14 protein-coding genes are annotated in these 12,184 nt (G+C 38.9%); 9 read left to right on the top strand and 5 right to left on the bottom strand.

What is annotated here, in order from left to right:
- Positions 1–41: 41 nt before the first annotated feature.
- The 4 genes from H4J50_RS03785 to coaBC form a co-directional block, all read right to left on the bottom strand.
- Positions 42–701 (bottom strand): response regulator transcription factor, encoded by a 660-nt coding sequence (locus H4J50_RS03785; protein WP_108457515.1) that lies wholly within the window; start codon positions 699–701, stop codon positions 42–44.
- A 190-nt stretch (positions 702–891) separates the two neighbouring features.
- On the bottom strand, positions 892–2,364 hold the full coding sequence (locus H4J50_RS03790; protein WP_182254540.1) for an aminoacyl-histidine dipeptidase: 1,473 nt from the start codon (positions 2,362–2,364) through the stop codon (positions 892–894).
- A 69-nt stretch (positions 2,365–2,433) separates the two neighbouring features.
- The gene (slmA, locus tag H4J50_RS03795) at positions 2,434–3,018 is read right to left on the bottom strand and encodes a nucleoid occlusion factor SlmA (RefSeq protein ID WP_108457513.1); all 585 of its coding nucleotides are present in this window, start codon (positions 3,016–3,018) and stop codon (positions 2,434–2,436) included.
- A 152-nt stretch (positions 3,019–3,170) separates the two neighbouring features.
- Positions 3,171–4,409, bottom strand: a complete 1,239-nt coding sequence (gene coaBC / locus H4J50_RS03800; RefSeq protein WP_182254542.1) for a bifunctional phosphopantothenoylcysteine decarboxylase/phosphopantothenate--cysteine ligase CoaBC — start codon at positions 4,407–4,409, stop codon at positions 3,171–3,173.
- Between the two features lie 84 nt (positions 4,410–4,493).
- Between coaBC and radC the strand changes: the two genes are divergently transcribed.
- The 6 genes from radC to rpmG all read left to right on the top strand — a co-directional run bounded on the left by radC (position 4,494) and on the right by rpmG (position 7,296).
- Entirely contained in the window at positions 4,494–5,174 is a 681-nt protein-coding gene (gene radC, locus H4J50_RS03805) for a DNA repair protein RadC (RefSeq protein ID WP_204100633.1), read from the top strand.
- Between the two features lie 44 nt (positions 5,175–5,218).
- Positions 5,219–5,542, top strand: a complete 324-nt coding sequence (locus H4J50_RS03810) for a PilZ domain-containing protein (RefSeq protein ID WP_239059037.1) — start codon at positions 5,219–5,221, stop codon at positions 5,540–5,542.
- Between the two features lie 71 nt (positions 5,543–5,613).
- The gene (locus H4J50_RS03815) at positions 5,614–6,282 is read left to right on the top strand and encodes an AAA family ATPase (RefSeq protein ID WP_108457510.1); all 669 of its coding nucleotides are present in this window, start codon (positions 5,614–5,616) and stop codon (positions 6,280–6,282) included.
- On the top strand, positions 6,269–6,655 hold the full coding sequence (locus H4J50_RS03820; protein ID WP_108457509.1) for a hypothetical protein: 387 nt from the start codon (positions 6,269–6,271) through the stop codon (positions 6,653–6,655). Before H4J50_RS03815 ends, H4J50_RS03820 begins: the two co-directional genes overlap by 14 nt.
- Positions 6,656–6,892: 237 nt before the next feature.
- On the top strand, positions 6,893–7,129 hold the full coding sequence (gene rpmB, locus H4J50_RS03825; protein WP_077284236.1) for a 50S ribosomal protein L28: 237 nt from the start codon (positions 6,893–6,895) through the stop codon (positions 7,127–7,129).
- Positions 7,130–7,140: 11 nt separating this feature from the next.
- The gene (gene rpmG, locus H4J50_RS03830; RefSeq protein ID WP_070375415.1) at positions 7,141–7,296 is read left to right on the top strand and encodes a 50S ribosomal protein L33; all 156 of its coding nucleotides are present in this window, start codon (positions 7,141–7,143) and stop codon (positions 7,294–7,296) included.
- A 285-nt stretch (positions 7,297–7,581) separates the two neighbouring features.
- On the opposite strand, the gene H4J50_RS03835 is transcribed toward rpmG, so the two are convergent.
- The gene (locus H4J50_RS03835) at positions 7,582–9,324 is read right to left on the bottom strand and encodes a DUF885 family protein (RefSeq protein WP_182254544.1); all 1,743 of its coding nucleotides are present in this window, start codon (positions 9,322–9,324) and stop codon (positions 7,582–7,584) included.
- Positions 9,325–9,449: 125 nt separating this feature from the next.
- Between H4J50_RS03835 and H4J50_RS03840 the strand changes: the two genes are divergently transcribed.
- The 3 genes from H4J50_RS03840 to H4J50_RS03850 all read left to right on the top strand — a co-directional run bounded on the left by H4J50_RS03840 (position 9,450) and on the right by H4J50_RS03850 (position 12,111).
- Entirely contained in the window at positions 9,450–9,941 is a 492-nt protein-coding gene (locus tag H4J50_RS03840; RefSeq protein WP_182254546.1) for a hypothetical protein, read from the top strand.
- 49 nt (positions 9,942–9,990) lie between these two features.
- Positions 9,991–10,926 (top strand): RimK family alpha-L-glutamate ligase, encoded by a 936-nt coding sequence (locus H4J50_RS03845; RefSeq protein WP_182254547.1) that lies wholly within the window; start codon positions 9,991–9,993, stop codon positions 10,924–10,926.
- Positions 10,927–11,175: 249 nt separating this feature from the next.
- Positions 11,176–12,111: a tyrosine-type recombinase/integrase gene (locus H4J50_RS03850; protein ID WP_182254549.1), complete on the top strand. Its 936-nt coding sequence runs from the start codon at positions 11,176–11,178 to the stop codon at positions 12,109–12,111.
- Positions 12,112–12,184: the final 73 nt, after the last annotated feature.

The raw sequence follows: 12,184 nt of genomic DNA on the forward strand, positions 1-12,184 counted from the left end.
TTTTACTATTTGAACATTCATATGACTGTTGAGGTGAATACTTAACAGCCCTGTAGTTGTACGTCGGCAATATCGAGTTGAGCAATGGCGATAACGGCTTGTGTACGATTACGAACATCGAGTTTACGAAAAATGGCCGTCGCATGAGCTTTAATCGTTGCTTCAGAAACATGTAAATCATAAGCAATTTGCTTATTCAACATACCTTGAGCAAACATCATTAAAATTCGATATTGCTGCTGAGTTAAGCTCGCAACGCGCTCAGCAATATCGTTATTGTCTTGCATTGGTGATGATTCATTATACGCTGCGGGCGTCCAAATATTACCTAATAATACTTGCTGAATCGCATTGTATATATCATCAACCGGCGTGGATTTAGGAATGAAACCTGAAGCACCATAACCCATAGATTTATGTATGGTTTCGTGATCTTCGTGTGCAGAAACTATAACAACGGGTATTTGTGGGAAATGATTACGCACGTGGATTAAGGTGTTAAAACCATGTGCGCCGGGGATATGTAAATCTAGTAGTAACAAATCACTGTCATTATGTTTGCTTAGTTGCAGCTCCAATTCGGCAATTGTCTGTGCTTCAAACCAATGAGTTTGTGTTAGCTTTAACTTAAGCGTGCCTAGCAGCGCTTGCCTAAATAATGGGTGATCGTCAGCTATTATAATTTTTTCTGGCTGAATCATGTCATTGTTTCCTTAAAAGTTCCCCGAGCCAATTCTAAACTAACTCAAGTCATTTTTTTATTAGACTTTAGCCTAGTAAAAATAATAACAGTTTAGAAATAAAGTATTCAAACTGGTATTAATCATAGTCTATTTTAGTAGAAAGAAGCGGGATGCATAAACCGCTACATAAAATTGTCAATATTGGGCATTATTTTTTGTCTGGAATATTAGCCAATACAGCTAACAATAATTGCCAGTATTGCTCTACGGCTGCAATGTTCACTTTTTCATCAGGAGAATGCGGAAATTTAATCGTGGGTCCAAATGACACCATATCCCAATTCGGATAAGCTGTTTTGAATAAACCACACTCAAGGCCTGCATGAATCACCATTATCTCAGGCACTTTATTAAACAACGACTGATAAGTATCACGCACTGTTTGCATTAACGCTGAGCTAGTATCGGGTTTCCAGCCAGGGTATGCACCTGAAAAACCCATGTTAGCGCCTGCTAAATCAAATACAGATTGCACCATGGTTTGCGCTTCTAAGCGGCCATCATCATGTAAGCTGCGTATCAGCGACATGGCAACAAACTTATTACCTTTACTGCGCATAACACCTAAGTTTAATGATGTTTCAACAATACCTTCGATGTCATCGCTCATGCGTAAAACACCATTAGGGCATGCATTAAGAGCACGTAAAATATTGTTTTGAGTGGCTTGAGTCCAACATTCGTCAAACGTTTCAGGCGATATTAATAACATCTCTATAGACGTTTCGACAGCACCGAGTGACTGATTAATTGTTGCTAAATAGTCCGCTAATTTTGTGTTTAGCGCGGTAATTTTTGAGCGACTAATGACAAAGCTGGCATCGGCTTCACGTGGAATCGCGTTGCGTAAACTCCCACCATTAAGCTCTGTTAAACGCAGCCCTAATTCAAGGCTAGCGTCGAGTAAAAAACGCACAAGAAGTTTATTAGCATTGGCACGACCGGTATGAATATCAACACCAGAATGGCCACCTTTTAAACCTGAAATCGACAGGTTAAATGATTCAACATCATCTGCAACATCTTCATAGCTGATAGCAAATGTGGCTTCTGCGTCAATGCCGCCAGCACAACCCATGTAAATTTCGCCTTCCTGCTCAGAGTCAGTATTGATCAGTAGCTCACCGTCGAGCCAACCAGATTCTAAGCCAAAAGCACCCGTCATACCCGCTTCTTCATCAATGGTCACTAAAACTTCTAATGGGCCATGCGCAATATCATCACTAGCTAACACCGCTAGCGCAGAAGAAAGACCAATACCGTTATCTGCACCCAGTGTGGTGCCTTCTGCCGTAACCCAGTCGCCATCAGCTTCGGTGATAATATAAGGTTTGATAGGGTCGGTGAGAAAATCATGTGTTTTATCAGCATTTTTTTGCGGCACCATGTCCATGTGAGCCTGTAAAATAACACCTTTTTTATTTTCTAACCCTGCAGTAGCTGGCTTCTTAATAATTAAGTTACCTACAGCATCTTCTTTAACACTAAGCCCAAGTTCGGTTGCCCAAGACTGGATCCAAAGCGATATTTTTTGTTCGTGTTTTGAAGGGTGTGGAATGCTACAAATTTTATCAAATATTTGCCATAATTTGTTCGGCTGTAATCTTGCTAACGTGCTCAATGAAATTCCTTTACTGTTTGATTTTAAGCTTATTTTTAACTTGTTAATGTTTTATCGTAGACTGCTACTTTATTTATCAGCCATTAAAAATTGCCATTGTTCATTAAAGTCATTGCTGGGCTTTTTGGTAAAGTCAGAACGAACATATTGATTGATTTTACCTTCAGCATAGGCCATTAAAATATTAGCTAAAGCCAATTCAGAAATAGTGAAACCTTTGCCCTCTCTTAACTTGCGCTCACGTAGTACTTGTTTGAATTGAGATTCAAGCTTTTCAAAAAATTGATTAACACGTGCACGTAAACGCTCGTTTTCACCCATTAAAGCGTCACCCGCTAGAATTCGACACATGCCGGGATTACGTTCTGCAAAAATGAGCAGAACATGCAAAATATGGTGGCAGCGAATAAGCGCTTCTTTGTGATCGGTTAATATCAAATTGACACGAGAAAAAATTGATTCTTCAATAAACTCTATCAAGCCTTCAAACATACGAGCTTTTGAAGGGAAGTGACGATAAAGCGCCGCTTCAGAAACACCGACTTCAGCAGCAAGCTTTGCTGTGGTGATTCGCTGTCCTGCACTGGTTTGTAACATATGAGCAAGGCATTCTAAAATTTGTTGCTTACGATTAGGTTTTTGAGTCGCCGGCATAAAACTGATTCTCTATTTTTTTATTATTTTTTCAGCAGTCATATCCATTGTATTAATAAATTAACTCAAGGGATATGGCGTCTAAAAGTATAGCGTGATTGTATAGCGTTACTTAGTTGATGTTCAACAATGAAATGTGCAGCTTGGCTAAATTAATTATCTAACCGAGAACGCTGCCATGTTTGTTGAATATATTGAACTAATTGCTGTGCAAGCTCATTTTTACTCATTAAAGGTAACTCTTTTTCATCATGTTGAGTAAAAACCGTTAACGCGTTGTTGTCGCTATTAAAACCTTGCCCTGCACTGGCTACATTGTTGGCAGCTATCATATCAAGGTTTTTACGGGTTAATTTATCTCGAGCATAATGTTTTACATTTTGAGTTTCAGCTGCAAAACCAACGGTAAAGGGTTTGTTTTCAAGTGCAGCAACATCAGCAACAATATCAGGGTTTTTGATCAAGTTAAGTTGCATAGTATCTTGCGATTTTTTGATTTTTTCACTAGCAATATTATCAATGCGATAATCAGCAACTGCAGCACAAGCAACAAAAACATCAGCGGTTGGTGCGTTGGTTAAGGCTTGTTGATGCATTTCAATCGCGCTGATTACCGATATTTTTTTACATTGTGGCGGCGTTTCTAAGCTAACTGGCCCAGAGATTATAGTCACATCAGCGCCAAGACGTTGTGCAGCACTGGCAATGGCATAACCCATTTTGCCTGAACTGTGGTTAGAGATATAACGCACGGGGTCAATGGCTTCACGTGTAGGTCCTGCCGTTATTAACCATTTTTGACCCGTTAGAGGTTGCTGTTCAGCGTTGCTACCTTCATTTACAGGTGCTAACGCTTGGCAAGTTAGCTCAACTAATTCAGGTACGTCTAACATTCGCCCTAGCCCAACATCACCACATGCTTGTTCACCTGCTCCTGGGCCAAATAAGGTGTAGTGCCATGATGTTAAGGTGTTAATGTTTTTTTGTGTAGCTTGGTTATGCCACATTTGTTGGTTCATTGCTGGCGCTATGGCAATAGGGGCCGCTGTTGCCAAACAAAGCGTGGTTAATAAGTCATTAGCCATTCCTGCCGCTATTTTAGCAATGACATCAGCGGTTGCAGGGGCAATTAAAATGAAGTCAGCCCATTTAGCTAACTCAATATGCCCCATCGCTAATTCTGCTTGAGTATCTAATAAGCTATCGGAAACCGCATTAGCAGAAACCGCTTGTAAGGTTAAAGGAGTGATAAAAGCTTTAGCGCCTTCGGTCATTACTACACGAACATCAGCACCTTTTTCTTTTAATCGGCGCACGAGTTCTGGTGTTTTGTAAGCCGCAATACCGCCACTTATCCCTAATAGAATTTTTTTACCCTGAAGAATCTGCATAAACTGCTAATCTTAATAACCACAATGAGCGATAAGATAGCACTATTCGCACTTTTTTTAAAATCACTTTGCAAGGATGCACTTATGTTAAAAGACTGGCCAGATTGTGAAAAACCCAGAGAAAAGCTACTACAGCATGGCGCGAAAAGCCTCAGTGATGCCGAACTACTGGCAATATTTCTACGCACTGGTGTTAAAGGTTGCCATGTGGTTGACTTAGCGAGGAATTTATTAAAAAGCTTTGGTAGTATTGCTAAAATATATCAAGCTGATCTAACTGATTTTTGTCAGCAACATGGCTTAGGTGTTGCAAAATATGTGCAGTTACAAGCGTGTCTAGAAATGTCGACTCGTTATTTAGCTGAACAAATGCAAATGGGCCAAGGATTAACGTCTTCTTTGAGTACGCAAAATTTTTTAAAGGCCGAGCTGCGACATGAAACACGAGAAGTATTTGCGGTATTGTTTTTAAATACTCAGCATCAAGTCATAAAATTTGAACGGTTATTTCACGGCACCATTAATGCCGCTGCGGTGTATCCGCGTATTGTTGTGGAGTCAGCGCTAAAACATCAAGCGGGCGCGGTTATTCTTGCACACAACCATCCTTCTGGGATTGCTGAACCCAGTATTGCCGATAATCAAATCACCAGTAGATTAGAGCAAGCCCTTGCTTTAATTGATATAAAAGTACTTGATCATATAATAGTTGCGGGTTGCCATTGTTATTCGTATGCTGAACACGGACGAATGATTGAACAATAAATTAAGATCCATCAATTTAAGTTTGGCAAAAATAAGGAGTCTCTATGAGCGATATTGACAAAATGCAAGATAGCGAAGAAAGTGAACGTCGGCGATCTTTCCGTCTAGACATGGAAAAAGAGTTAATAGATATCGTTTGGACTGACGCTAATGGCGATGAAAAACGTAAAAAAATAGTGTGTGTAGATTTTTCTCGTGGGGGCTTGAAAGTTGATTGTGATTGCGAAATAGCGGCAAATTCCCAAGTAACCGTTATATTTAAAGCAGCGAACCCAAATAGCCAAAAATTGTTTGGGAAAGTAATACGTTGTGTAAAACAAGACAATGGCTGGTTCGAAGTTGCATTGCAGCTAACAGATCTTGCTTAAGTTAGCCCTTAATTATTGAACTATAATGAAGTGGTTGTTGTATTTTAAGTAGTAAACAAGGAATTACCAAAATGATGATTTTAGTAGGCGGGGAAAAAGGTGGTAGCGGTAAAAGTTGCCTAGCACAGAATTTAGCTGTGTATTTTGCCCGTGAGAAAAAAGCTATTGTATTGATGGTTGATTGTGATCCACAGCGAACGACGTCTGACTGGATACAAGCAAGAAATTCTGACCCGTCACTGCCAGCCATCAATTGTATTCAGTTGTACGGTAAAATTCGTAACGATCTCTTAAGTCTTAACCAACATTATGATTATGTTGTTGTAGATTGTGGCGGCCAAGATAATTTAGCACTGCGGGCAGCAATGTCGGTAGCAGACCATGTCGTTATTCCATTAAGACCTAAACGTCGAGATTTAAAAACAGTACCGCACATGGAAGACATGCTAAGCACATGTAAAATGGTTAATCCTAAAATGTTAGCGTCGTTTGTGATAACGCAGTGTCCTTCTTTGCCAAACCAAGCGGGTCGTATTTTAGAAGCAAAAGAAGTCTGTAGCTCATTTGGTATCAATGTATTAAATGCCGTGACTTTTAACCGTAATGTTTATGATGACAGTGAAGAGCTGGGTTCATCAGTGCTGGAAATTGAACCTGATAGCAAAGCGGCGATAGAAATGATCGCAATAGCGGAGGAGCTATTAGCGATGAAACCGGACAATTCTCATGAGTTTAATTGATTTAAAAAAATCCAAGGACGGTCCAAAGAAAAAGAAAAAATTCACGGTTGATGAATTTATTGCTGATGCTGAAGATTACGCACAAGGCCAACCGAAAATAGTTAGCCGAGAACATGACGAATTGTCTTTACAGCAGGCTATTTTAGTTGCTAAAGAACATGCAACTCGTAAAACACAAAGTGGCAATGAAGTAGGACGGCGTTTTCGTCCTGCAACATTTACGTTAAGTGAAGCTGCAATAGAACAACTGCAAGAATTGGCAATTGATACTCAGTTAGCTAAGTCGCATATTATTCGAATTTTAATTGATGAACTGTGTAATAAAGATCAAAAAGAAAAATTACGCAAATTATTAGACTCTAAAATAGGCTGAAATTGCTCCATTATTAATCGACTAGAATGATAATACTGCAATAATGGTCATATTTACGTGGTTTTTTGCAGTTAAGTGGTTGAATTATAACTATTTACAAAACTATTCACTTTTAAGTCGATTAATACTGGAATTCATTTTTCAGTTTCACTATAATATGCCACCTTTTTCAGGATCCCGAGGCGACGGTCTTGGGGAAATACAGCATGACCTGAAATTAATTTTGGAGTACTCAATATGTCTAAAGTTTGCCAAGTAACAGGCAAAAAGCCAATGGTTGGTAACAACCGTTCGCACGCAAGAAACGCGACTCGTCGTCGTTTTTTACCTAACCTTCAAACTCACCGTTTTTGGGTTGAGAGTGAAAATAGTTTCGTTAAATTACGTTTAACTCCGAAAGGAATGCGTATTATCGATAAGAAAGGTATTGATGCAGTTTTAACTGATATCCGTGCCCGTGGCGAAAAAGTTTAAGGAATTGCACAATGCGCGATAAAATTCGTTTAGTTTCTAGTGCTGGCACTGGCCATTTTTACACTACAGACAAGAACAAAAAAACAATGCCTGAAAAAATGGAGATCAAAAAGTTTGATCCTCGCATTCGTCAGCATGTTATGTACAAAGAAGCTAAAATCAAGTAATTGATTACTGCTTATTTAAAAACCCGGTTTATACCGGGTTTTTTATTGCCTAAAGAAAAGTACCCAGCTAAATTCACTAACAGCCTACAGCTAGCTTCTGTCCTTATTTATTCTGACATGTTGATTAGCTATTACCGACCGAGATAAACGAACACACCTATCTGTCTGATGCATTGATATGATTAATTTCATTCAGTCTGAAAAGCATTGGTTACAAAAAAGGAGAAACCCCTTAACGCGGTTTCTCCTTTTTACTTTAAGGCTCTTGTGCAAATAAGCTTTTTATTATATTTGCTGCTGTTTAATCCAGTCCATGGTTAACTCTTCAAGCAATGCCATAGGTAAACTACCATTTTTAAGCATTTGGTCATGAAAGGCCCGAACATCGAACTTACGACCAAGCATTTTTTCGGCTGTAGTGCGTAATTGGCGAATTTTAATTTCGCCAATTTTGTATGATAACGCTTGGGCTGGCCAGCTAATGTATCGATCTATTTGACCAATAACGTCAGGCATGCTTAATGCGGTATTTTCGGCTAAATAGTCGATCGCTTGTTGACGAGTCCACCCCATAGAATGAATGCCTGTATCGACCACTAAGCGACAAGCACGCCATGCTTCGTAAGTTAAGCGACCAAAGTCACTATAAGGAGATTGATAAAAGCCCATTTCTTTACCTAAGCGTTCAGAATATAAACCCCAACCTTCACCATACGCTGCGTGATATAGCGTTTTACGAAACTCTGCCATATCAACTTCCTGCGCAATAGCACTTTGAAAGTGATGACCGGGTTCAGCCTCATGAAATGTTAATGCCTCTAAGGTGTACAAGGGTTGACTGTCTAAATTTTTAGTTTCGAGAAAATAAGTGCCTGATGTTGTTCCACTGCCATCCGAGGCTACATAATAAGCCCCGCCATTTGGGCTTGATTTAATATCAAAGGTAGAGCGCGGTAATACCGAAAACCATTTAGGTAATTGGGCAGCCATTTTACGTGAGATGTAACTGGCTTTTTCTAGCATATCCATCGCACTGTCGGTGTAAAACTGTTTGTCGGTGCGCAAGAACTTAATAAAGTCTTTGAATTCACCTTTAAAGCCCACCTCTTTGATAATTTCCTGCATTTGTTGTCGAATACGACTAACTTCGTCCAGACCTGTTTGGTGAATTTCATTAGCGGTTAGGTTGGTTGTGGTGTAGTACTCGATTAAGTATTGATAATAATCTGCGCCACCTTCAACACTATTAATACCGGCAGTTGTTCGACAGTTAGTCATATACTCTTTAGTAAAAAAATCATAAAAGGCTTGGTATTCAGGTAACACGGTATTTTTGATCAGCGCTTTTACCTGTTGGCGATATTTGGTTTGTTGTGCTGAATCGATAACGGTTGGCATGTTTAACATAGGCGCGTAAAAAACACTGTCTTCAACACGGTTAACTAAATGCTTACTGATCGATTTCTCATAACCTTTAAAGCTTTCACAATAATGGGTATGACCCAAAGCCACGGCTTGTTTTAAATCAACAATATGCTCTTGATTGTATCTAGGGTAATCAGCAAGGCTGATCAAATAATTGCGGTAGTCTTGCTCGGTTAAAAACGACATATTCGCTGGTGCGCCCGCAAAATAACTATGAAAGCCCGAATAATAGGTCAACGGATAAAGGTGGTCTTGAAATTGGTAGCTTTTTGCTTCTGCTTGGCGTTCATATTTGAATAAACGATAGCTTACCTGATCATCCGCAGTTAGCCGATTAACGTCAATTTTATCAATGCGTACTAATAATTCGTCGTTATATTTTGAGCGGCGTTCACGCCCTTTTGACGACATTTCAGGTAGTTTACCTTTCATACGAAAGGCATCAGGATCTTTTCTGAAAAATATTTGTTCTTTATTAGCGTTTTGCCAATGGTCATCAAGTAACTGTTGAAATTGCTCACTTGATTGGTTTGCAAACGCACTAGCGTTGCCGAATAAGCCACTGAACATGATAATGGCAATACTGAGTTTTTTTATTTTCATAGGAAAACCTTGATTTTTGAAAGCAGTAAGTGAATGCTTTATTATTTGTTTATAGTGTAAAGCTATGTCCTAATAAGCTCAATTTTTTCGTATCATGCAGCGCGTGGCAATGTAAGGGATGTATTATGGTGAAGTTATCGAAGACGGGTTGGAATAATGTCATCATTTTTGCGGTTATGGGCTTTATTCTAGTGATTAATTTAACCAATAAAAAAATTTTCTCTGTGGATGAAAATCTTAATAACGAGCAAGAAATTGCTTTAATTGGCCCGCAAAACATTATTTTAACGTTAAGTATTAATGATATTGTCGCTATAGAACGAATAGGTCGCACATGGCGGGCAACACCGGCCAATATCTCAAGACAAGCTTTAGATCAAATGATGATGTCTTGGCAGCAAAGCATGGGCGAAGCAATGGCTCAAGCACCAGAGGTTGACCGACAGTTTTCGTTAGAGGTAAAGCTTGATATTGCTGGCCAAGAACAGCCTCTAGCATTAAATTTTTATGCCACTGAACAACAGCTTTTAATCTTTAATCAAACAACAAAACAATGGCTTGTAATGCCAATTGCTATGTATGGACAACTATTCCCACAAGAAATATTTGCCGGATAACTTTAATCGTTATAATTTCCATTGGCTCGAATTAGAAGGTAATAACTGAATGAAAAAATGTGCAATTTTATCCATGGACAGCTTAGAAGAATTTGAAGCCTATGATTGCTTGATTGAACAACCGTTGTTGGCGTTAGGGTGGCAAACAGAAGTGGTTTCATGGCGCTGTACCAAGGTAAATTGGGCTGATTTTGACGCGGTTATTATTCGAAGCCCATGGGATTATCAAGATGACATGGAAAGCTTTCTTAATGTTTTATCACGTATTGAACAATCTACGGCGCGGTTAGAAAATAGTTTGAATGTGGTTCAGTGGAATATTAATAAAAGCTACTTAAAAAGCCTAGAAGCTGACAATGTTACTATCGTGCCTACACTTTGGCCTGATACTTTTGACGCGGACAATTTAGCAGAATACTTTACACATTTTGATACTGACCAAATCGTATTAAAACCCAGAGTCAGCGCCAATGCCGACAATACATTTTGGCTAAAAAAATCGCACTATCAAGATAAAGTTACTGTGTTAAATCAAGCATTTGCTAGCCGAGAGTTAATGGTGCAACCTTTTATGGCCGATATATGCCAAGAAGGTGAATTTTCATTGTTTTATTTTAATGGCGAGTACAGTCATACAATTTTAAAAACGCCAGCTAAGGGTGATTTTCGAGTACAAGAAGAGCATGGCGGTGGGTTGTTAACGGTAACGCCTGAAGCAGCATTGATTAAGGCGGCTAATAAAACGATGCTCGCTATCAGCAAGCTTCATGGTGATTTACTTTATGCCCGTATTGATTTTGTTCGTCATCAAGACACCTTTGCTCTAATGGAAGCTGAGCTAATTGAACCATCACTTTATTTTAATATGGATGATGCCTCACCGCAGCGTTTTGCTGATGCTTTTGTTGCTCGAATGGCTAACAGTAAACCGGATTTTGCAAACGCTAAAGCTGACGATAAAAAAACGTCATTAGGGAAAGTCTAATATGCCTGAATTACCAGAGGTAGTAAGTTAACGCATATCTTAACATATAAATTTGTACTTGCTTTGTTGTCTTGTAGTGGTAGGTTATACGCATACCGAAACAGAGATAATTGTATGTACTCTTTTAATTCAAAACTTCATGCCTGTAGAATTTATACAGATAACAAGGGTTTTCCATTACTACTTCCTTGTTTTTATTCTGAATATATATCTACAGCGCATAAAGATTACCACCTTAAGAACGTAAAAGTGTCAAAGCTATCATATGAGATAAAATTTGACGAAAGAGACCTTAGCGAAAAGACTGTTAACTCATATGCATTAAAACTTTCTAATTACTTGGAATGGATAGAAGAATACTCTGCTGACTCTAAGTACGTTAACCTTTCGACGCATCACAATATTCATCAAGATATAATTAATTCTTACCTAAACAACTATTTGATTCAAGATAAGGCCAAAGGCCTAGAAGCTGTGACTCAACATAGGGCGGCCTTACATTCATATTATACCTACCTTGAGGTCAAAGGATTTAGTAATCGAAAAAACATCTATATTATCCCTGACCTCAAAGACGTAGCGCGTAGGAGTACCAATAAAAGAACAGCCATTAAATACCTATCACCTGGCTTAAGAATAACTCTTACAGAGTATGCAAAAACAAAGAGAGACGCTCTCCTTATTAGAACCTCATCTGAGTGCGGCCTCCGTACCATGGAAAACAGAGGCCTACTTTTAAATGATTTTCGAGTTGGAAATAAAACGCATAAAGGTTTATTAAGTTTATTTAAAGAGATGGAGGATAATGAAGATCAGCTTGAATTTACTTACTACCTTCAAGGGATTTATTCAAAAGGCTCACATAGTAAAGGAGGAAAGTCTAGAGAAGTATTCATCAGCAAGAGTTTACTACAATCAATGCGTGAATACTGGGCCGAAGAAAGAGCAATCTCAGATATAGACCACCTATTTTTAAATAACTCAAATAATAATAAAGAAGCTATATGCGAGAGCAGAGCAAGTAAGGTTTTTGCGGAAATACGAGATAGGGTTATTCTAGCGCAGGAAGAAGGCTTATTGGACGAAGGCGAGCAAGCTATAGAAAAAGGACACACCCATCACTGCTTGAGAGTGAGCGACTCGCCATTCACACCTAACCTAGTTTCACATTCCAGGGTAACATAGCTTCTATCGTTTTTTCACTGACCTCACCACTGAGCTGTTCAAGACAATAAGCGATGTAATAAAAGGGAATTAA

The organism is Colwellia sp. 6M3 (assembly GCF_014077595.1).
GTDB lineage: Bacteria > Pseudomonadota > Gammaproteobacteria > Enterobacterales > Alteromonadaceae > Cognaticolwellia.

What these genes read in the sequence shown, in the direction of transcription:
- H4J50_RS03840 (WP_182254546.1), top strand. Translation starts at nt 9,450, where the DNA reads ATGGTGAAGTTATCGAAGACGGGTTGGAATAATGTCATCATTTTTGCG.
- rpmG (WP_070375415.1), top strand. Translation starts at nt 7,141, where the DNA reads ATGCGCGATAAAATTCGTTTAGTTTCTAGTGCTGGCACTGGCCATTTT.
- radC (WP_204100633.1), top strand. Translation starts at nt 4,494, where the DNA reads ATGTTAAAAGACTGGCCAGATTGTGAAAAACCCAGAGAAAAGCTACTA.
- H4J50_RS03845 (WP_182254547.1), top strand. Translation starts at nt 9,991, where the DNA reads ATGAAAAAATGTGCAATTTTATCCATGGACAGCTTAGAAGAATTTGAA.
- H4J50_RS03810 (WP_239059037.1), top strand. Translation starts at nt 5,219, where the DNA reads ATGAGCGATATTGACAAAATGCAAGATAGCGAAGAAAGTGAACGTCGG.
- rpmB (WP_077284236.1), top strand. Translation starts at nt 6,893, where the DNA reads ATGTCTAAAGTTTGCCAAGTAACAGGCAAAAAGCCAATGGTTGGTAAC.
- coaBC (WP_182254542.1), bottom strand. Translation starts at nt 4,409, where the DNA reads ATGCAGATTCTTCAGGGTAAAAAAATTCTATTAGGGATAAGTGGCGGT.
- slmA (WP_108457513.1), bottom strand. Translation starts at nt 3,018, where the DNA reads ATGCCGGCGACTCAAAAACCTAATCGTAAGCAACAAATTTTAGAATGC.
- H4J50_RS03820 (WP_108457509.1), top strand. Translation starts at nt 6,269, where the DNA reads ATGAGTTTAATTGATTTAAAAAAATCCAAGGACGGTCCAAAGAAAAAG.
- H4J50_RS03785 (WP_108457515.1), bottom strand. Translation starts at nt 701, where the DNA reads ATGATTCAGCCAGAAAAAATTATAATAGCTGACGATCACCCATTATTT.
- H4J50_RS03835 (WP_182254544.1), bottom strand. Translation starts at nt 9,324, where the DNA reads ATGAAAATAAAAAAACTCAGTATTGCCATTATCATGTTCAGTGGCTTA.
- H4J50_RS03815 (WP_108457510.1), top strand. Translation starts at nt 5,614, where the DNA reads ATGATGATTTTAGTAGGCGGGGAAAAAGGTGGTAGCGGTAAAAGTTGC.